The organism is Pedobacter sp. FW305-3-2-15-E-R2A2, from assembly GCF_038446955.1.
Taxonomy (GTDB): Bacteria; Bacteroidota; Bacteroidia; order Sphingobacteriales; family Sphingobacteriaceae; genus Pedobacter.
The window spans coordinates 6,550,778-6,572,109 of record NZ_CP151803.1 but is presented as its reverse complement, the minus strand read 5'-3'; the positions used below and the strand labels follow the sequence as shown (position 1 = coordinate 6,572,109).

Annotated in this window: 18 protein-coding genes; 12 read left to right on the top strand and 6 right to left on the bottom strand. The window is 41.1% G+C overall.

All coding sequences use genetic code 11. The features are described from left to right. The first annotated feature begins 268 nt into the window (after positions 1-268). From mutL to AAFF35_RS26640, 7 genes are all read left to right on the top strand, one after another. Complete coding sequence (mutL, locus tag AAFF35_RS26670; protein WP_342329523.1) at positions 269-2,125, top strand: DNA mismatch repair endonuclease MutL; 1,857 nt, start codon at positions 269-271, stop codon at positions 2,123-2,125. A gap of 5 nt (positions 2,126-2,130) precedes the next feature. Beyond that, positions 2,131-2,883 carry a rhomboid family intramembrane serine protease gene (locus AAFF35_RS26665; RefSeq protein WP_342329522.1) on the top strand — a complete coding sequence of 251 codons (753 nt, stop codon included), beginning with the start codon at positions 2,131-2,133 and terminating at the stop codon, positions 2,881-2,883. Continuing rightward, complete coding sequence (locus AAFF35_RS26660; RefSeq protein ID WP_342329521.1) at positions 2,876-3,739, top strand: rhomboid family intramembrane serine protease; 864 nt, start codon at positions 2,876-2,878, stop codon at positions 3,737-3,739. The genes AAFF35_RS26665 and AAFF35_RS26660 overlap by 8 nt, the downstream gene beginning before the upstream one ends. After that, positions 3,739-4,851: an endonuclease/exonuclease/phosphatase family protein gene (locus AAFF35_RS26655; RefSeq protein ID WP_342329520.1), complete on the top strand. Its 1,113-nt coding sequence runs from the start codon at positions 3,739-3,741 to the stop codon at positions 4,849-4,851. Before AAFF35_RS26660 ends, AAFF35_RS26655 begins: the two co-directional genes overlap by 1 nt. Positions 4,852-4,869: 18 nt before the next feature. After that, a complete protein-coding gene (gene cysS, locus AAFF35_RS26650; protein WP_342329519.1) occupies positions 4,870-6,330 on the top strand; it encodes a cysteine--tRNA ligase in 1,461 nt (486 codons plus the stop codon). Between the two features lie 79 nt (positions 6,331-6,409). Then, positions 6,410-7,267: a nuclear transport factor 2 family protein gene (locus AAFF35_RS26645; RefSeq protein WP_342329518.1), complete on the top strand. Its 858-nt coding sequence runs from the start codon at positions 6,410-6,412 to the stop codon at positions 7,265-7,267. A gap of 114 nt (positions 7,268-7,381) precedes the next feature. Beyond that, positions 7,382-8,266: a glycerophosphodiester phosphodiesterase family protein gene (locus AAFF35_RS26640; protein WP_342329517.1), complete on the top strand. Its 885-nt coding sequence runs from the start codon at positions 7,382-7,384 to the stop codon at positions 8,264-8,266. 73 nt (positions 8,267-8,339) lie between these two features. On the opposite strand, the gene AAFF35_RS26635 is transcribed toward AAFF35_RS26640, so the two are convergent. The 3 genes from AAFF35_RS26635 to AAFF35_RS26625 all read right to left on the bottom strand — a co-directional run bounded on the left by AAFF35_RS26635 (position 8,340) and on the right by AAFF35_RS26625 (position 11,325). Continuing rightward, the gene (locus AAFF35_RS26635; RefSeq protein WP_342329516.1) at positions 8,340-9,302 is read right to left on the bottom strand and encodes a MoxR family ATPase; all 963 of its coding nucleotides are present in this window, start codon (positions 9,300-9,302) and stop codon (positions 8,340-8,342) included. Between the two features lie 4 nt (positions 9,303-9,306). Continuing rightward, positions 9,307-10,671, bottom strand: a complete 1,365-nt coding sequence (locus AAFF35_RS26630; protein WP_342329515.1) for a peptidylprolyl isomerase — start codon at positions 10,669-10,671, stop codon at positions 9,307-9,309. Positions 10,672-10,734: 63 nt separating this feature from the next. Then, positions 10,735-11,325 (bottom strand): hypothetical protein, encoded by a 591-nt coding sequence (locus tag AAFF35_RS26625; RefSeq protein WP_342329514.1) that lies wholly within the window; start codon positions 11,323-11,325, stop codon positions 10,735-10,737. A 112-nt stretch (positions 11,326-11,437) separates the two neighbouring features. Here AAFF35_RS26625 and AAFF35_RS26620 point away from each other — a divergent pair, with 112 nt between their 5' ends. Together AAFF35_RS26620 and AAFF35_RS26615 are read left to right on the top strand one after the other, a co-directional pair. Next, positions 11,438-12,022: a hypothetical protein gene (locus AAFF35_RS26620; protein WP_342329513.1), complete on the top strand. Its 585-nt coding sequence runs from the start codon at positions 11,438-11,440 to the stop codon at positions 12,020-12,022. Then, entirely contained in the window at positions 12,019-12,609 is a 591-nt protein-coding gene (locus AAFF35_RS26615) for a non-canonical purine NTP diphosphatase (RefSeq protein ID WP_342329512.1), read from the top strand. Before AAFF35_RS26620 ends, AAFF35_RS26615 begins: the two co-directional genes overlap by 4 nt. On the opposite strand, the gene AAFF35_RS26610 is transcribed toward AAFF35_RS26615, so the two are convergent. After that, entirely contained in the window at positions 12,572-15,019 is a 2,448-nt protein-coding gene (locus tag AAFF35_RS26610; protein WP_342329511.1) for an OstA-like protein, read from the bottom strand. The two genes, AAFF35_RS26615 and AAFF35_RS26610, sit on opposite strands and share 38 nt — an antisense overlap. A gap of 219 nt (positions 15,020-15,238) precedes the next feature. Here AAFF35_RS26610 and tilS point away from each other — a divergent pair, with 219 nt between their 5' ends. The 3 genes from tilS (at position 15,239) to bshA (ending at position 18,378) form a co-directional block, all read left to right on the top strand. Further along, positions 15,239-16,621, top strand: a complete 1,383-nt coding sequence (gene tilS, locus AAFF35_RS26605) for a tRNA lysidine(34) synthetase TilS (protein ID WP_342329510.1) — start codon at positions 15,239-15,241, stop codon at positions 16,619-16,621. Between the two features lie 57 nt (positions 16,622-16,678). After that, positions 16,679-17,161 (top strand): hypothetical protein, encoded by a 483-nt coding sequence (locus AAFF35_RS26600; protein WP_342329509.1) that lies wholly within the window; start codon positions 16,679-16,681, stop codon positions 17,159-17,161. A gap of 71 nt (positions 17,162-17,232) precedes the next feature. Further along, positions 17,233-18,378, top strand: coding sequence for an N-acetyl-alpha-D-glucosaminyl L-malate synthase BshA (gene bshA / locus AAFF35_RS26595; RefSeq protein WP_342329508.1), 1,146 nt, complete (start codon positions 17,233-17,235; stop codon positions 18,376-18,378). A 54-nt stretch (positions 18,379-18,432) separates the two neighbouring features. Here the strand turns inward: bshA and AAFF35_RS26590 are convergent, their stop codons facing one another. Both AAFF35_RS26590 and AAFF35_RS26585 read right to left on the bottom strand, forming a co-directional pair. Beyond that, a complete protein-coding gene (locus AAFF35_RS26590; RefSeq protein ID WP_342329507.1) occupies positions 18,433-19,503 on the bottom strand; it encodes a lactonase family protein in 1,071 nt (356 codons plus the stop codon). Between the two features lie 236 nt (positions 19,504-19,739). Beyond that, on the bottom strand, positions 19,740-21,326 hold the full coding sequence (locus tag AAFF35_RS26585; RefSeq protein WP_342329506.1) for a pseudouridine synthase: 1,587 nt from the start codon (positions 21,324-21,326) through the stop codon (positions 19,740-19,742). Between the last annotated feature and the right edge of the window lie 6 nt (positions 21,327-21,332).

Genomic DNA, 21,332 nt, shown 5'->3' with positions numbered 1-21,332 from the left:
GTTTAGCAGATAGGAGCCAATCTTGAGAAAGATTTTTGTTGGGCAATCTGTGAGATCATGTTAGTTTCAAGTGTTAAAGATAGAAAAAGGAACAATGAAAACGAGAAGTACATCGTTGTGTGAAGATTCTAAAGAATTTTGCTATTTTGAAGGGTAAAACTAGCGATGAAGGCTTGATAACAATGAAAAAGACAAATTATATACAAATGAAAAACAAGGATTGAGGCTTATTTTCCTTAAATTAGCCACCTTTACCAGCGAGAAATAAATGTCAGATATAATACAACTTTTACCGGATAGTGTTGCCAACCAGATCGCAGCCGGAGAGGTGGTGCAACGACCGGCATCAGCCGTGAAAGAGCTTTTGGAGAATGCGATAGATGCAGGTGCAAACAAGATACAGTTAATTCTAAAAGATGGCGGCAAAGGGTTGATCCAGGTGATCGACAATGGCTGTGGAATGAGTGTTACAGATGCGCGTATGTGTTTTGAACGCCATGCCACTTCTAAAGTACGCAAAGCCGAAGATTTGTTTGCCATCCGTACGATGGGCTTCAGAGGGGAAGCAATGGCTTCTATCGCTGCGATTTCCCAGATTGAAATGAAAACCCGCAGGCATGAAGATGAACTGGGAACGATGGTGGAAATCGAAGGCTCTGTTTTTCTGAAACAGGAACCGGTGGCAACTGCTGAAGGAACAAGCATCAGCATCAAAAATCTTTTCTATAATACGCCGGCAAGAAGAAATTTTCTGAAAAGTAATCCTGCAGAAATGCGCCATGTACTGGAAGAATTTCAACGGGTATCGTTGGCCAATCCTACGATTGCCTTCAGTCTGCACCATGACGGCGTAGAGATTTTCCGTCTGCCTTCTTCTGTTTTAAAACAACGAATAGTCCATTTATTTGGAAATAATTATAACCAGCGACTGATTCCTGTAGAGGAAGAAACGAGTATCATCAACCTGAAAGGATTTATTGGGAAACCTGAGTTTGCCAAGAAAACCAGAGGGGAACAGTTTTTCTTTGTCAACAATCGCTACATCAGGGATACTTATCTAAACCATGCGGTCAATAAGGCGTATGAAGACCTGTTGCCGGATGATCATTTTCCTTTGTATGTGTTGTTCATTGACATCGATCCGGCAAAGATCGATGTAAACGTACATCCGACAAAAACAGAGATCAAATACCTGGATGAAAAGTCCATTTATGCGATCCTTCATTCGGCGGTAAAACGGTCTATCGGTAGGTTTAACATCAGCCCGACGATTGATTTTGATCAGGAAACCGGTTTCAGTGGAATGATAACGCATAAAGCACCGGAAGAGATTGTGCCGCCAAGCATTAGCTTTAATCCGAATTTTAATCCTTTTGCTGAGCCCAGTCCGGCAAAGGAACCGACGGTGTTTTCCAGAAATTCAAGTGCTGCGATTACACCGAGTACAAAAAACTGGGGCTCATTATATGAGATCGCTAACCATACAGAGGCGGAACAAACGGCTATAGATTTGCCGGGGACAGCCCCTTTGCCTGATGATTCATTGGTGCCTGTACAAAAACAACTGATGCAGCTGCACAACCGTTACATCATTTCTCAGATTAAGTCGGGGTTGATGTTAATCGATCAGCAAGCTGCGCATGAACGCATTCTTTATGAACGTTTCAGCAAAAACCTGGAGGACCGGAAAGGTGCTTCTCAGCAAAGCCTCTTCCCGCAAACGGTAACTTTAAGTCCGAATGACTACGAGTTGGCAAAAAGTTTATTGGAAGACATTAAAAGTTTGGGCTTTGAAGTAAGAGAGTTCGGTAAAAATACGTTAATCATCGAAGGGATCCCGGTAGATCTTGGTAGTAACAACGTGAATGAAACGCAGCTGTTTGAACACCTGATCGAAGGATTTAAAAATTCACAGCAGGAATTGAAACTGGATAGAAGAGATGCCCTGGCAAAAAGTATGGCCAGAAATAGTGCGATTAAGAGCGGAACAGCATTGGGGCAACAGGAAATGAATACGCTCATTGAGCAACTTTTTGCCTGTCAAACTCCTAACTTTAGCATTAGTGGAAAGCCAGTGATCCAAACCATTGGCCTGACAGAATTGGATAAGAAATTTGATAAATAGATACAATGAATAACATTCATATACCGCCAGTCGTTAAAAACCTGCTCATTATCAATGTGCTTTTTTTTGCTGCGAAATATTTTTTGGGTACATCAGGAATAGACTTAGGTCGTATGTTGGGTGTATATTATTTTGATTCACCCTATTTCAGGGTGTGGCAGCTGATTACCTACATGTTTATGCACGGTGATCTTGGACATATCTTCTTTAACATGTTTGCTTTATTTATGTTTGGAGGTGTTCTGGAAAGCAGGTGGGGGGCGAAACGTTTTATTAACTTCTACCTGATCACTGGGCTGGGTGCGGTGGCACTCCAAATGGGGGTACAAGCTTATGAAGTTTATCAAATCACAGGATCTGCTATTAACAATCCTGTAACGGTAGATCTTGGAGCAACTATGGGAGCTAATATGGATGCAATAGCGTTATCTGGAATATCAGATATGGGGAAACAAACCCTGATTGGAATCTATGGCTTCCCTATGGTAGGCGCTTCCGGCGCGATCTTTGGATTGCTGGTTGCTTTTGGAATGCTGTATCCCAATACGGAAATGTACATCATGTTCATTCCTATTCCGGTGAAGGCGAAGTACATTATTCCAGTATATATACTGGTGGAGCTCTCTTTAGGAGTTGCCCGTGTTCCAGGCGATTCTATAGCCCATTATGCCCACCTTGGCGGTGCATTGTTAGGCTTTATACTGGTGAAATTATGGAAAGACAAGGATAACAACAGATTTTATAAGTATTATGAATAAGAATCTTTTCCAGGACCTGAAGTACAAGGTATTCCAATCAGGAAACCCTTTGTTTTTTTATATAGGCATCAATGTGCTCCTGTTTTTAGTGGTGGCATTGGTAGGGCTTCCTTTTTTCCTGTCGGGAACAGAGTTCAAAGACTTTTCTCTTCTCGTTAGGGAGTATGCAGGGGTTCCGGCAGCGATTGATAAGTTGCCAACCCGGTTTTATACGGTCATTACTTATCAGTTCTTCCATGAAGGAGTGATGCACTTGTTGTTCAATATGCTTTGGCTGTTCTGGATGGGGAAAATTTTCCTGGATTTCCTGAAGCCAAGACAGTTTCATTTTGTATATCTGGCAGGAGGAGTTGCGGGAGCTTTGATTTATATTCTGGCTTACAATGTTTTTCCGGTTTTTTCCGGCAGCATCGCTGGAGCTACAGTCATCGGTTCTTCTGCATCAGTAACGGCTATCATTGTCGCGACCGCTACGCTGGTTCCCGATTATAGCATTCGCTTGCTTTTTCTTGGGGATGTGAAACTGAAATACCTGGCGATCGGCTATGTTGCCCTGGACCTGATTGGTATTGCTTCTGCAAACGCAGGAGGAAGTTTTTCACATCTGGGTGGTGCAGTGATGGGATTTGCTTATATTAAACTGCTACAAAACGGAAAAGACTGGAGCAGTCTGTTTAAAAGAAAGTCTAAATTAAAGGTGGTTAGAAATGAACATGCGAAATCTTCTGCCAACTCAAGAAGTACGGGGGTCAATCAGCAGGAGATAGATGCGATCTTAGATAAGATTTCTAAATCGGGATACGATCAGTTAAGCAGGGCAGAAAAAGAAACTTTATTTAAGGCAAGTAAACATTAATGAAGAAATCTGAACCGACATTTCTTGATAAACTGGTTCGTTTCCTGGCAGTTCTGCTGGCGGTGACTTTACTGCTGGGCTTTATGGCGGGCAGATTCGATCCCAGAAAGTATCAATTGATTGCTTTTTTCGGTTTAGCTTACCCTTTTATTTTGTTTCTGAACCTATTTATGATCCTCTGGTGGTGCATCCGTAAGCGATGGCTCTTTGCCGGAGCTACCCTGGTTTTAATCCTCATGGGATGGCAGGCACTGACGGCCACGATGGGCATCTCCGGAGAAACAGGGAAAGGTCCTAAATCTGATCCCAAGGCGCTGCGTATGATGACTTATAACGTGCATAGTTTTAAACCCTATGGACAGGAAAATGTGGAGTCTGTGAAACAACAGATGCTGGAATTGATTGGTAAGGAAAATCCGGATGTCATTTGCTTTCAGGAGTACTTTACCCGCAGGAAAGGATCTTTTGATATTACGGATAGCTTGAAAAAGATTCTGAATACCCGGTATTTTTATTTTGTTCCTTCAAGCGAGAATAATTACGAAGCTACAGGTCTGGCCATCTTTTCCCGTTACCCGATTCAGGATAAAGGAACGATTGCTTTCGGCCCGAATTTCGGGGGCAATGCTTCGATCTATATCGATGTGGAAGTGAACAAAAAGAAGCTCAGAGTGTACAATCTGCATTTACAGTCCATCTCTTTTGATAAGCAGGATTACAACTATATTGATAAGGTAAAGAAAAAGATGGATGCGGAAATTAAACCTTCCAAGCGCATTCTGACTTTGCTCAGGAATGCTTTTCTGAAACGAAGTGAGCAGGTAGATATTATGAAGGAACACATGGCAAAATGCCAGAGTTCTTTCCTGATTGCCGGCGATTTTAACGATACACCCGCATCTTATGCGGTAACCCAATTAACGAAATCATTAAACAACACGTTTCAGGAACAAGGAACTGGATTAGGGCGAACTTATAATGGTAAATTTCCCAACTTTCAGATTGACTATATTGCCACTACAAAAGACATCAAAGTGATGAATCACCTGGTGATCCCGGCGAAATTGTCAGACCACTTTCCTGTTCGCAGTGATTTGATATTAAACCCCTAAAATTTTTACCTTTGCAAAATGGATACAGGTCTACAGCTCTACAATACCCTTACGCGTAAAAAAGAAATTTTTGAACCGCTAAACGCACCTCATGTAGGTATGTACGTTTGCGGCCCTACTGTTTACAGTGACGTTCATTTGGGGAATTGTCGTACGTTTATCTCATTCGATTTGATCTTCAGGTATTTAACGTATAGTGGATATAAAGTCCGTTATGTGCGGAACATTACCGATGCCGGTCATTTGGAAGGTGATCGTGATGAGGGTGATGATAAATTTGCAAAAAGAGCCAAGCTGGAGCAGCTGGAGCCAATGGAAATTGTACAGAAGTACACTCTTGGATTTCATGATGTCCTGAGAATGTTCAATACCCTGCCGCCAAGCATTGAGCCTACCGCTACAGGGCATATCATAGAGCAAATCGAAATGATCAAAGAGATCATCAGCAACGGATATGCATACGAAGCGAACGGAACGGTTTATTTTGACGTAGAAAAATATAGCAAAGAATATAACTATACCATTCTTACCAACAGAAACATGGAAGACATGCTGGCCAATACCAGGGAACTGGGTGGGCAGGATGAAAAACGCGGACGATTGGATTTTGCACTTTGGATTAAAGCGAAGCCAGAAACACTGATGCGCTGGGCTTCTCCATGGGGTGAAGGTTTTCCGGGTTGGCATATTGAATGTTCGGCAATGAGTGCGAAATACCTTGGCGAAGAGTTCGACATTCACGGAGGAGGAATGGACCTTGCTGCAACACATCATACGAATGAAATTGCACAGTCTGAAGCTTGCAGTCATAAACAACCGGCCAAGTACTGGATGCATACCAATATGCTGACGGTGAATGGAACGAGAATGTCTAAAAGCTTAGGAAATGGTTTCCTTCCTGAGGAATTGTTCAAAGGGGAGCATGTATTGCTGGAGAAGGGCTTTAGCCCGATGACGGTTAAATTCTTTATGCTTCAGGCACATTACCGCAGTACGCTTGATTTTTCTAATGAAGCATTGGATGCCTCAGAAAAAGGATTCAAAAGATTGATGAATGCCATTAGTCTGATGGATAAATTAAGCCCTTCGGAAAGCAGCGATTTTGAGATCGGCCCAATCATAGACAACTGTTTAAAAGCTATGAATGATGATTTCAACAGCCCTGTGGTGATTGCAGAATTGTTCGAAGCCGTGCGCATTATCAATACGGTGTATGATGGTAAAGGAACGATCTCCGCTGCAGAACTGGATAAGCTGAAAAAGCTGATGAAAGATTTTGTGTTTGACATTTTTGGATTAAAAGCGGAAGATACTTCCAATCTGGAATTGAATTCGGTGTTGGATATGGTAATCGAGCTAAGAAAGACAGCCAAAGAGAATAAGGACTATGCCACATCTGATAAAATCCGTCTGGGCCTCCAAAGTATGGGCATCCAGTTGAAGGACAGTAAAGAAGGTACGACCTGGAACAAAGCTTAACATTGTTTAATTGTTAATTACTTTTTAAAGGTCAAAAGTAATACAACGACTATATTAGTGCCCAAACTATACCTAAAACATGATGAATAAATTTATATATACAATTATAGCGGTTTCTATAACCCTTGGTGCATATGCACAAAAATCGGATGGAAGCACTAAGTCCCTGGTAAAAGCAGAAAAGGAATTTGCAGAAGACCTTGCCAAGCATGGTGCAAAAACTGCATTTACCACTTATTCTGCGAATGATGCGCTGGTATTCAGACCCAACCCGGTAAATGCGAAAACCTTTTATGCGGGGCAGGGAGATGATAAAGGATTGAGCTGGAACCCTGTTTATGCTAAAGTAGCAAGAAGTGGCGACTGGGGTTTTACGACAGGTCCTTTTACTGCTGATGGGGAAACTAAAACCTATGGCCAATACCTTTCAGTATGGAAGGCGAAAGACGGAAAGTGGGAGTTAGCGATGGATTTAGGAATCACTCATAACAAACCTTTAAACAAAGTAGAACCTTTATTTATTGAACCTAAAGACTTTTATAAGCCTAAGTTCGCTGGTGATAAACAAAGGGCTGCAGGAGTTGACATCATTGCAACAACCGAAAAAACGCTGAATACGATGCTGAAATCTTACGGGATTGCTGCCTTCGCTGGGTTCTTAAATCCTGATGCAAGGGTTTTGTTTCCAGGATACGAGCCGATCATAGGAAAAGAAAAAGCATTGTCTTTCTTTAATGGAATGGTGAAAAATATAACATTGAAAACCACCAAAGTCAATAAAGCGGACGGTGGTGACCTTGCTTATACTTATGGCGTGGCTACTGTAGATTATAAAGCAGATCTTAGAGAAAGCTTTAATTATCTTTTTATTTATGAGCGTCAGGCAGACCATAACTGGAATTTGATTGTACAGGTATTTGCACCTGCTGAACGTTAATCAAAAGAAAATAACTTATAAAAAAGGTTTCTTAAAGATTTAATTTAAGAAACCTTTTTTTTGATCCGTTTTTTAACCCGGCCATTGCCGTATAAACACACAACAAAGACATTCATGAAGAAGAATATATTATTCATTGCGGCCATCATGTTGGCCTTTCAAAGTCAGGCTCAGAAATTCGATTTACAGGGGCAGAGGGGAGCCAGGGGGATCATGCCTGAGAACACCATTCCCGGAATGATAAAGGCGCTGGATCTGGGTGTAAATACCTTAATTATGAATGCAGTGATCTCGAAGGATAAGCAGGTCGTCCTTTCTCAGGAGCCTTATTTCAATTCGGAGATCAGTCTGAAGCCGGATGGGAAGGAAATCAGTTTGAAAGATCAGAAAAAACATAACATCTATAAGATGGATTATGCGGATGTGAAGAAATATGATGTGGGCAGTAAGGTGCACAACCGGTTTCCCGGACAGCAAAAGTTCAAAACTTATAAGCCATTGTTAGAAGAAACGATTGATTCTGTGGAGAACTACGTGAAGGAAAATCGATTGGCAAAACCGAATTACAGCATCGAAACGAAAACCATTCCTAAAGGTGACAATGAGTTCCAGCCTGAACCTGCAGAATTTGTAGACCTGATTATGGATGTGGTAAAGAGAAAGAAAATAGAAAAAAGGGTTACGATTCAATCTTTTGATGTCCGTACGCTTCAACACCTGCATGAACATTATCCTAAGATCAAAACAGCTTTACTGATTGATGAAAAGGAAGATTTTGAGAATAACATTCAGGAGCTTGGATTTAATCCTACGGTATATAGCCCATATTCTGTATTGGTAGGTAAAGGTCTGGTAGACCGTTGTCACGCTGCAGGAATTAAAATCATTCCCTGGACGATTAATTCGACAAAACAGATGAAATACCTGATTGATCTTGGTGTGGATGGTATCGTGACCGATTATCCAAACTTGTTTAAAGCGGAACTTCTGGAGCAATAGCATTTCTGTATAAAATTAAAAAGGCCTTGAAATTTTTCAAGGCCTTTTTAATTTGTATTAATCTGACAACAGATTAATATAAGTTTTTAATGATTTGTTCGATGCTTAAGCCTTCCGCTTCAGCGCGGTAGTTTCGCACAATACGGTGGCGTAGGATCGCCTCGGCAACAGCCTGTACATCTTCAATATCAGGAGAATATTTACCTGATATAGCAGCATGACATTTTGCACCGATCACCAGGAACTGAGAAGCCCTTGGTCCTGCACCCCAGCTGATGTATTTATTGATATCTTCAGTAGCAGAAGGAGTGTGAGGACGGGTTTTAGTTGCCAGTTTTACCGCGTATTCTATTACATTATCTGCAACAGGGATGTTTCTTACCAGTTTCTGGAAATATTGAATCTGCTGTGCATTGATGATTTTTTTCAATTGAATTTCCTGATTACCCGTGGTATTTTTAACGATCGTCAGCTCTTCCTCGAAGGAAGGGTAGTCCAGATGTACATTGAACATGAAACGGTCTAACTGCGCTTCAGGAAGAGGGTATGTACCTTCCTGCTCAATTGGATTTTGTGTAGCCAATACAAAGAATGGATTGGGTAAAATATGTCTTTGACCAGCTGCAGTTACCGCTTTTTCCTGCATGGCTTCCAATAAGGCAGCCTGTGTTTTTGGCGGTGTTCTGTTGATCTCATCCGCAAGGATGATATTCGAAAATATAGGTCCGGGAATGAACTTAAAATTTCTGTCTTCCCCAAGAATTTCTGCACCAATGATATCGCTGGGCATTAAGTCGGGAGTAAACTGGATCCTGTTAAAATTAAGGTCCAGTACATTGGCTACAGTTTGAACAAGTAAGGTCTTTGCCAGGCCGGGAACCCCGACAAGTAAACAATGACCATTACTGAAAATGGATATTAAAACGGATTTTACGACATCATCCTGTCCAATGACCACTTTGCCGATTTCGGCCTTAATATCCTTGTACGATTGATGTAATGCGTCTACGGCTTTTATATCGTTATCAAACTGCATAAACCTATTTTTTAGCCGTTTTAGTCCAGATTTTTAACTCATCACATTTGTTGTAATCTTCGTCAATTCTGATGTAGGTATTTTCTCTTCTTTTTTCGAACCATTCACTCAGGATACGGTCAATTTTACCTTGTTGCGCTCTTTCTTTGAACTTGGCATAATCCTGTTCCAGGTTTCCTTTATGAGGTGGAATTTTAGATTTAAGGAAAAGGATTTTATATCCTTCTTTTCCATCCTGTCCTGTGAAAAGTACCGGTTTAGAGATTTCACCTACTTTCATGGTATCCACTACCAGGAATACTTTAGGATCAAGCTTATCAGCAGGGATAAAAGTTGTTCTTGCAGTAACGTTATCCGCATAAAGGATCATTCCTCCATTGTACTGGGATTCTTTGTTGTCTGAATATAGAGATGCTGCTGTAGAGAAGGTGATTTTCTTCGTGTTGATATTGGTGTAAAGACTATCTGCCTGAAGCTTCACGCGATCTAAACTCTCTGGCGTGGTCTGAGGACGAATCAGAATGTGACGGGCCTGAACCTGTTCACCACGACGTTCAATGACCTGTAAGATATGGAAACCATGCTCTGATTCAAAAACAGGAGAGAGCTCACCAGCTTTCAGCTTGAAAGCCCATGCAGTAAATTCTTTCACCATTCTGGTCCGGTCAAAGAACCCTAAATCACCACCATCAGGTGCTGATCCCGGATCTTCAGAGTAAGATTTTGCAAGGAAAGCAAAGTCTTCACCACTTTTTACCCTAAGTCTTAAAGCATCAATTTTATCATAGAATTTTTGTTTCTCTGCCTTGGTTAGTTTTGGGTGAAGCACGATCTCTCCAACCTCAAACTCTGTAGGAATATCAGGAAGACTATCTTTTTTGTACGAATCAAAATATTTTTTAACCTCCAGAGGAGTAATGCTTACATCCTGAGTGATGTGGGCCTGCATCTTATTAGAGATTAATTGTTCCTTTAAATCAGGTCTGATCTCATCTTTATATTGGAGAACAGAACGGTTTAAAAATTGCTCCAGACGTTCTTGTCCGCCGGCCCGTTGGATCTGCATACGCATCCTTTTATCCACTTCTTCGTCTACCTGCGCTTCTTCCACAGTGATAGAGTCAATTTCTGCCTGTTGTTTCAGTAGTTTCTGAGCAAGCATCTGTTGCAAAATATAGCATTTTACCTTTTCATCAGCCGGGTTTCCCGAATTCAGATATTGCGCATATTGCTGGTTCAGGTCCGATAATAAAATGATATTATTCCCTAATACTGCAACCACTTTATCTATATTTTTCTTTGCTGGTTGTGCTTGTGCGTTCAAAAACAAACAGATTAATCCGCCTGCAATCGCTAAAAATTTCTTCATTCTATGTACGTTCAATTATATTCTTTTTGCAAATTTAATATTAATAATCTTCCGGTGGTATAATTATAATTTAGCCAGTTTTCTTAATTCCGCCTCGTATATTTTCACCGGATACTTCTTTCTCAATGCGGTCACCCATTCTCTTTCCAGGACCTCCTGGTAATCATTGATGACTTTTCCTTTGACCTCTTCAAACGAACCATCGTTATAAAAGAGCTTGTTTCTTTCGTAAAAATTGCGGAGTTGGTCTTCATCATTCTGTGCTTTATCCCAAACTTTTAATTCCGAAATGTTAAACATCAATACCGCATTCTTATATTCATTCATGACCATCGAATACGTTGCCTTTGTGTTAGAGATCTTCTTCCGGGTACGTAAAGCGGCCTCATAATTCTTTATTTCTGTAAGATAGGCCGTATCCTTATCAAAGCCCATTTCTATGGCATCGAGTACTTTAAGTTTGAAATTCAGGTAAAGATTTAAATAACCTTCCAGCTCTGTAAACGCTGCATTTGCAGTTCCTGAGTGGTTTTTCTTATAAACCCACATAAATTCTTTGCTGCCTACAGGCTTCCCATTGATACTCGCCACATTTTGTGCAAATGCGCCGGCAAAGGTCAGGCTGAAGATGATAATGCAATAAGTTTTTCTCACGAAAGATATATACTATATATATTTTAAGGCATAAAAGTAACAAATAAAGGCGCTATAATAAGATATTTAACTAATTTTAACAGAAAAAAGATTTCCAATAAAATCAGCATTAATGGCCAGTCAACTTACAACTAACGGGGACGCTTTACGTTTATTTTTCACAGATGATATTTATTTGATTAGAGGAGAGGAGATTTTATCAGCGGACAATGATATTGTTTCTGAAGATCAGTTGGTTAAGCCGGTTTCTGAGGCTCCGGTTAGTCCTGTGGTTTCGTTGCCGCGCGCTGTGGAAGAACCGAAAGAAATCCTGTCTTTTAAATTTCTGGGGAAGAACAGCCGCAATATTCTTATTCTCGTGAATGATCCAGAGCATGAGGTAAGCGATGAAAAAGGGAGAGAACTACTGCGTAAGATCGTAAAATCAGTAAACCTCAGTGCGAATGATTTTGCCCTGCTGAATTATGCCGGTTATACCGGGACAAGTTATGCACAATTACAGCAGCATTTTTCCAGTGTACTGATCTTTGCTTTTGGGGTGACACCTGAACAGTTGAAAATGAAGGCATATCCTCAGAACAGCATTGTGTTGGAGGAAGGGGTCAGAATGATTTTCTCCTCCGAGTTGAAAACGCTGGAGGGAGATTCGACAGGTAAGAAAGTATTATGGGGCAGCCTTAAACAATTAGGATTATGAGAAAAGAACTGGTGTTTGCCACCAACAATAAACATAAAACGGAAGAAGTCGGCGAGCTTTTACTGAACGAATATAAGGTACTTAACCTTTCAGATATCGGTTGCACGGTAGATATCCCGGAAACGGGTGATACTTTTGAAGAGAATGCTTTTTTGAAAAGCACTTATGTCGTGGAAAACTACCAGCTGGATTGCTTTGCAGACGATAGCGGGCTCGAGATTGAAGCTTTGAACAATGAGCCGGGGATTTATTCTGCCAGGTATTCAGGGCAGAAAGACGATCAGGTGAACCTAAAGCTGGTACTTCAGAAGATGGAAGGGCTGAGCAATAGAAAGGCCCGTTTTAAAACGGTGATCTCCTTGATTCAGGGGGCGAAGAGCTACTTTTTTGAAGGTGTAATAAATGGACATATCCGGGAAAATCCTGTCGGTGATCAGGGATTTGGATATGATCCTATTTTCGTGCCTGATGGATATGAGCAGAGTTTTGCACAGATGAGCATGGAACAGAAGAATCAGATCAGTCACCGGGCCATCGCCATGCGCAAGCTTATTGCTTTTTTAAAGGAACAACAGCCGGTGCTTTAATCGCATTGGTTTTAAGCGGAAGGCCTTTCAGGCTATCCGCTTTAACAGGTGCTTTAGAAAGACTATCTGCTTTAACAGGCACTTTGGGAAGGCTATCTGTTTTAGCTGCCGCTGGTTTTATCGTTCCGGGTTTGATGGTACCTGTTTTTATTGAATCTGTTTTAAGGCTTCCTTTTCCTTCGGTTTGTTTCAATGGTACTTTGGGAATCACATTTCCTTTTTCCGGAACTGCAGTTGGATCATTCTTGTCCTTAGGTTTCAACGGCATTTTCGGTCCCTTAGGTCCCGGTGCTTTCTTTGCTCCCGGTTTGGGCTTCGGTTTTCCATTGATCACTTCTTTTTTTGACAAAGGCCTAAGTTCCGGTTTCCAGGTAAATCCGGTCAGGAATACATCTTCTTTGAGCTCTTTTATTGGTGTTCTCGCTCCTTCAGTATCCTTAATGGTGATGATGTCTTTGATTTCCTTATTTTGAAAAATAATTTTTATCCTGGCGCTCACCGTTTGGTTCATTTCAGTATAAATACTGTCCTTTTCCTTGTTAAAGTAGATACTTTCTGCATTCCCATCCACAAACATCCGGTTTAGTTTGCCATCGATGAAAAAGCCGGTAATGAGTTTTCCTTTGACCTGGTTGTATCTTGCTGAATCGAGGTTTACGTTTACCATGAAACCATTGTTGAGCACCTGTGACGTATTCAGCTGTTTATTTTTCAGTTTCAGGTAAATGGTATCCCCGGTTTGCTGAGATCCTTCGGCCCATAATACCGGACTTCCATACCAACGTAGGGTAGAGTCTGAGCTGGTATAAAACAATGAATCTGCCCTTGCCTGCATGTTCGACTTAAACACCCTTACATTGTGATACGCTTTAATTGCCCTGGTTCTGATCGTATCAGCAGGATTAAAGGGAAGTGAGTCTTGAACTGAAGGTTTAGTGCCCGGTTTTGCGACAGGCGTTTTTCCTCCTGCTCCTTTTTTTGGGTCGGTTGCTTTTTTTGGATCAGTACCCTTTTTGGCATCCGTAGCGTTGGCCTTTTTAGGATCTGTTTTTGCAAGCTTAACCGAGTCTTTTGCCGTTGCAGGCTGAATGACTTCGGCGGCCTTTAGCACGGTCAGAATGGTGCTGTCGGCGAGAACCTGTTTTGTCGCTTTTTTGACAATGGGGACTTCTTTTTTCTTAATCGGAATGCTGTCTTTTTTCAGTGGAATATTGTCTTTTTTGAGGCTGTCCGTTAATCCGGGGATTTTAACTTTCGTACTGTCACTGCCGGCTACAGGTTTGTTCCCTGTTTTTGGGTTTTTATCAGTTTTGTCGCCTTTTTTCGCTCCTTTTTCAGTTGTCGCGGAGGCAGCTATCCCTTTTTTATCTCCAACTTTTTTCTCCTCTTTTTCCTCTTCGCCCATTTCGTTATCCTTTTTAAGTACCGGGGAGGAGATGAGTTTCAATGTTTTTAAAAGGACCATCTGTGTTTCCAGCGTATCGGCTCCCATCCACAAGCTGTCGGGACGAAGCTTTTTGCCGACCATGACAGAATCTGAAGTGCCTAATCCTATATAAGGATTTTTTGTCACAATGGTCCGCTGGTCTATTTTGTAATAATACCCCAGTTGTCCATACATCACCGTTTTATCGGTCGTGTCTTTAAATACGATATTTCTTACTGCCTTGCCATATCCGGCAATTCCATCATAATATAAACTGTCTCCTTTTAAAGATTTGGAGCCCTGAGTGTACAGGTTTTTCTTTCCGAAGTAAGCATATTGTGTTTTGGTATTGTAAGCCCCGTTTTCGGTATAAAGATTATCGTCCTTTCCCATAATATTGGTGGGGCCGTAAAAATAAGTCCAGTTAGTGAGGGTGTTGTATCTTAAGGTATCTGATTTAATGGTAGATTCAGGAGTAACGACCACTACATTATAACGGAAGTAAGCATCGCGGCTGTTGGAAAAATAGTACCCGTTTTTACTGGTTAGGGTAACATCCTTACTCACAATTTTACCTCCGGTTACATAAGTTCCTACCTTACTGCCAAGGTTGTAATCCAGAATATTGGTGGTCAATATGGATTCTTTATCAATCATTTTAACATTACTTGTTAAATGGGCATTTTTAGTGTTCCCATCATAAGTAAGTCTGTCAGAATAAATGTTGATGGTGTCGGCCTGGTTAATGTGCACATGGTCAAAAGCATCAAACATGTTTTTTTCTTCGTAAAATACGGCACTATCGCATGCAAGTGTGGCGTTGTCTTGTTTGAACACAGGATTTCTCAGATAGGAAACTGAGCCGGAAGGAGTCTTCTTTACCGTGGTCGCAGTGGAACTTAATAGGAAAATCTTTGTTTTCTGTTGCGCGAGCAAAGAAAACGGGAGCAGGAATAGAATTAAAAAAAGACGTAATTTTTGCACTTTACAAAGTTAGTTTTTTGCGTACCATTTCCATCGGAATATATTTGTTTTTTTAGCGTTATTTATTGATTTTTAAAGGTTCCCACGAACTCACAGATTCGGTTTAAGGGCTGCGAACTGATCATGAGCAGATAGGTTTCATTGGGTGATTACCAGCCTTTAAATGATTGTTTTTTTCTAAGGTATCCCATTGTGGTTTAAATTAAATATTTTTGAAAGATGTTACCTCTTCAGAATTTTAAAGATTACATCAGCCAAAATGCTCTTTTCACTGTAAATGACCGGATTCTTCTGGCTGTAAGCGGAGGCCGGGACTCTGTTTTAATGGCCCATCTATTTAAACTCTCCGGATATGATTTTGGTATTGCACACTGTAATTTTAATTTGAGGGGAGAAGAATCTGTGCGTGATGAACATTTTGTGAAAATGTTGTCTGCAACACTTGATGTGCCTTTTTATGTACAGCATTTCCGGACAAAAGAGTATGCCGCCGGACATAAGGTTTCGATACAGATGGCGGCGAGGGATTTGCGTTATCAATGGTTTGAAGAGCTGAGAAGTAAGGAAGAATATGCATTCATCGCCCTTGCGCAACATCAGGATGATGCCATTGAAACTGTTTTGCTCAACCTGACCCGTGGTACAGGGATTGCCGGATTACATGGCATCCTTCCCAAAAGAGGCCATTTAATCAGGCCCCTTTTGTTTCTCTCCAGAACTGCAATCAATGAACTGATGGAAAGAGAACATCTCGACTATGTGGAAGACAGTTCCAACCTAAGTACCAATTATGCCCGGAATAAAATAAGGTTAAAGGTATTGCCCAGGTTGAAAGAGATCAATGGGAATCTGGAAGTCACCTTTCAGCACAACATTCAGCGTTTTGCAGATACGGAACTGGTACTGCAAAAGGTAGTGGCAGATTTAAGCCAGAAACTCCTCATTAAAAAACAGGATGGAATTCACCTTTCCATTGCGGAAGTTAAAAGCCTGTCTCCGCAGAAATTGTTGTTGTTCGAGGTCTTGAAGCCTTATGGTTTTACTGAGCACCTGGTAGCCGATGTACTGCAGGCATTGGATAAACAAAGTGGGATTTCATTTTTTAGTACTTCTCATCAGCTGACACTGGATCGGGAGGATTTGATTTTAGTTGCCTTGAAGAACAAGGACGCGATGTCCCGACAGCACCTGATGATACACGCACAAGATCTGATTACCGCACTTCCTGAAGGTGAACTGACAATGGTTACCCTTTCTAAATCGAAATTTGAAGAAACGCATTCTTTTAAAAAAGACCATTTTGAAGCCTACCTCGATGCAGAAAAGCTGATTTATCCGTTAGTATTAAGAAACAGACAAAACGGTGATAAGTTTAAACCGATCGGGATGAGCAACTTTAAAAAACTAAGCGACTTCTTCATTGATGAAAAAGTCCCGGTGACGAGGAAAGATGATATTCCTATCCTGGTAAATGGGAATGGAGAAATTATTTGGGTCATGGGCCTGAGACAGGATAACCGGTATAAGATCAGTCCAGCGACGAAAAATGTAACAATATTGACTTTTAGAAATCTACATATTACAATTTCTAAACAATCTTAAGCAGGTTGTTTTACTAAGCAAAGGAAAAAACAAGTAACTTTATTGAAAATTATATAGATGGGGAACCGATACGCATTTTTGGAGAAACAATATATAGGCCGCGATTACATCAGAATATGTATTCGGTTGGTTATGGCTGCATTTTGTTTTGCTGCTTATGTCTATGAGCGTGATCGCGACAATACTCAGGACCTGTTTTTGGTAGTGGGTTTTGGAATTATCGGCGTTTCTATTATTCTCCTTTTCATGATTCAATATAAAACGATCATTGATGATAAAAAGATCCTGATCGATGGTTTATGGTCTGCCAGAAAGGTCGAGATTGATCTAAATACCATTAAAAGCGTTAGAAAAGATACATATAGCAATTATTTATTCAATAATCCGGTATATAACCTGCACCGTAAAGGAAGTGTCCGCTTTTATTCTTCGGGAAAAGATGCGGTGGTGCTTACCGATCGTGATGGTTTTGAGTACTTTATCGGAACACAACGCCCTAATGAGATGTATCTTGTTCTGAAGGACCAGATGAAATCTTAAATAATTGCAATTGTTTAACACAAAGCTCAGTTTAAGTATTGTACTTTGCATCGTAAAACAAATTCGCTGGAATGAAAATAGGTATCGTTTGTTACCCAACTTTTGGAGGTAGTGGAGTAGTTGCTACTGAATTAGGTAAAGCACTTGCTGATGAAGGTCACCAGGTCCATTTTATCACTTATAGTCAGCCTGCCCGCCTCGACTTTTTCTCTGCCAACTTATTCTATCATGAAGTATCTGTAAGGGATTATCCTTTATTTGATTATGCTCCCTATGAATCTGCACTGGCGAGTAAACTGGTAGACGTAGTGCGCTTTGAAAAGCTGGACATTCTGCATGTACATTATGCGATTCCACATGCTTCTGCTGCATTTATGGCCAAGCAAATTCTGGAAACTTATGGGATATATATCCCATTTGTCACTACGCTGCACGGAACAGACATCACCCTGGTGGGTAAAGATCCAACCTATAAACCGGTGGTTACCTTTTCGATTAACAAATCAGATGGTGTAACCACTGTTTCGCAAAACCTGAAAGAAGATACGGAGAAACATTTTGAGATCACCAATGAGATCAAAGTGATTCCTAACTTTATCGATTTCAACAGGTTTAGCTTAAAGCCTAAAGATCATTTCAAGAAAGCCATCGCGCCTAATAATGAAAGAATTCTGATCCATACCTCTAACTTCCGAAAAGTGAAGCGTACAGGTGATGTGATCAGAACCTTTGAGAAGATTCAACAAAGGATTCCTTCCAAGTTATTAATGGTAGGAGATGGCCCGGAACGTGCTTATAATGAGCAGCTTTGTCGTGAACTGGGAATTTGCGAACATGTTCGTTTCTTAGGGAAACAGGATGCAATAGAAGAGATTCTATCGGTATCAGACTTGTTCCTGATGCCTTCAGAATCGGAAAGCTTCGGATTAGCGGCATTAGAAGCTATGGCCTGTAAAGTTCCTGCCATTACGTCTAATGCAGGTGGCTTGCCAGAGTTGAATATCGACGGTTTCTGTGGCTTTATGAGTAATGTAGGTGATGTGGAAGATATGGCTGCCAAGGGAATTCAAATTCTGGAGAATGATGAGGTGTTACAACGATTTAAGGAGAATGCCTTTATCAGGGCTCAGGATTTTGATCTGAAGAAGATCCTGCCAGTATATATAGATTACTATAATCAGGTAATAGAAGAAGCGCATAAACTGAAAGTAGTTTAGCTATAAAAAAAGTCCTTTGGATCATCCAAAGGACTTTTTATTTTCAAAGTACGGTTATTTTACCGGAGCAAACAGCAGGCATACGGGAGCGCCAACTTCAATCCTTTTTCCGGTGTCCTTTAAAGCGCCTGTTTCCTGGTTACGTTCAAAAATAACTACGTCATTGGTGTACTGGTGTCCTACCAGCAGGTATTTTCCACTTGGGTCAATGACAAAATTTCTCGGGCCTTTACCAAGTGTACTTGCATGCCCCCTGATACTTAACAAGCCTCCTTTTTCAATGGCGAAAATGGTGATCTTATTTTCTGATCCCCTGTTACTGGCATACAAAAACTTACCATCAGGAGAAAGGTGGATGTCTGCTGCACCATTTTGTCCTGTAAATCCATCTTCTGTGAGTTTGGTTTGTTGAATTTCGTTCAAATTACCATCGCTATAACTGAATACGGTGACCCCTGCGTTGATTTCCCCAACGAGGTAAGCATATTTACCATCCTTGCTGAATACAAGGTGTCTTGGGCCGGTTCCCGGGGTTACATCAATGCTATATTGTATTTGTAATACTTTCTCGTTCAGGCTTGGGTTGTATTTGTAAAAAAAGATCTTGTCCGTACCCAGATCGTTCACCACAATATATTTGCCGTCTGGGGTAAACTGCGCCATGTGGACATGTGGCTGGTCCTGCTGAGGCTTAACAATGCTTTTGCCTGTATGTTGTGTGAGTAGTTTTAACGCAGATAAGGAACCGTCCTTTTTAATGCCGAACGTAGAAAGACTTCCTCCTGAATAGTTGGCTGTGATGACGTTCTTTTGATCAGCAATCACATAGCATGGATCGGCACCGGTTGCCTGTTTGTTTAAGAAAGTCAGCTTGCCGGATGCTGCATCGAAACGAAAAGCACTGACCGCGCTGCTTGCTCCGGTTTCATTAACGGCATAAATGGTTTTATTTCCGGTTCCTAAAGCCAGATAACTCGGGTTTTCTACATTTTTGGTAATACTTTTTGCTTTGAAATCAGCGGTATTCGTATTGAAGTCATAAACATAGATTCCTTCACTTTTCCCGGTGTTGGTATAGGTTCCAATGATCAGGTTGTAATCTGTTTGTTGTGCATAGCTTTGCATGGCTAGAAGTATTACTGGAAAAAACAAAAGTGCTCTCATTTGAATATTTATTATTTAGCAATAATATCATATTAAACTTGAAATTATAGGAAATATGTTCAGATTGTTGAGATATTCTGTCTGTTTTTTGAAAAGAGAGGGCGGTAAAGGAGGTCGATCAGGGGATGTCTTGATCGGGATGGGTATAAATAAAAAGAACCGGTTACGTTTGGTGTAACCGGTTCTTCAGGTATTTTTTATTTGATCAGGTGTTTAATCTGGATCAACTCATGTTCTTCTAAATAGCGCCATCTTCCACGTGGAAGGTCTTTTTTAGTCAGGTTACCATAAACAACGCGGTCTAGTTTTACCACATCATAACCCAGGTGTTCGAATATTCTTCTTACGATTCTATTTTTACCACTGTGAATCTGGATACCAACCTCACGTTTACTGCCTCCGGTTACATAAGATACATTATCTGGTTTGATGATTCCATCTTCCAGTTCAAGGCCGAACTGAATTTTGTTCAGATCTCCCTGGCTTAAGCTTCTGCTCAATTCCACATGATAGATCTTAGTGATGCCGTTTTTAGGGTGTGATAGTTTATCTGCAAGGTCTCCATCATTGGTCATCAATAATAGACCTGTTGTATTGCGGTCTAATCTTCCTACCGGATAAATGCGTTCTCTGCTTGCTTTATCTACCAGTTGCATCACAGTACGACGTTCCTGAGGATCGTCAGTTGTGGTGATGTAATCTTTTGGTTTGTTCAATAAAACGTAAACTTTCTTTTCGCGTTTCAACAATTCTCCGTTGTAACGGATTTCATCTTTCGCGGGGTCAATTTTATGTCCCAGTTCCGAAACTGCTTCTCCATTTACAGATACGACACCTGCTGCAATCAGCTCATCCGCTTTACGGCGTGAGCAAATGCCTGAATTGGCAATGTAACGGTTCAAACGGATCAGTCCGTCATCTTTAGGGATTGGCGCTTTTCTGCCACGCATAACGGTATTGCTATCGTCGCGTTCAGTGCGTTCTCCACGTGCCTTAAATCCAGGTCTTGTATTATCGTCTTCTCTTTTTCTGAATGGTCTGCTGTCCGTACTTCTGGAAGCTGATCCTTTTTTATCATCGAATTTTCTGAAAGGTTGATCACCACTTCCGAAATTGTCTTTCTTTATATAACTACGGGTTTTGTCTGTAGGAGGAACATCTCTTGAGCTTCCTGCACTATGTGGTCTTGGTTTGTAATCCCTTGACTCATTATCACCTCTTGGTTTGAAATCTCTCGATCCACCCTCTCTAGGCTTGTAATCTCTTGAACCGCCTTCTCTTGGTTTGAAATCTCTCGATCCACCTTCTCTCGGCTTATAATCTCTTGAGCCACCTTCTCTTGGCTTGAAGTCTCTCGACTCATTATCTCCCCGTGGTTTGAAGCTTCTTGAATCTCCCTCTCTCGGTTTGTAATCCCTTGAACCACCTTCTCTTGGTTTGAAATCTCTCGAGCCACCTTCTCTCGGTTTGTAATCCCTTGAACCACCTTCTCTTGGTTTGAAATCTCTCGAGCCACCTTCTCTCGGTTTATAATCTCTTGAACCGCCTTCTCTTGGCTTAAAGTCTTTCCTGTCTCCCTCTCTTGGTTTGAAGTCTTTTCTATCGCCTTCTCTTGGTTTAAAATCTCTCGGGCCACCAAACTTACTATCCTTCCCCTCTTTGTCGTCAAACTTGCCTTTGCCTTTGTAAGAACTGTCTGTTCCACTACGACTTTTGCCTGTTGTACTTCTGTTTCCCGGTTTGGACTTGTCATCCCGACTGTTCCTGTTGTTGTCTTTGATCATGATACG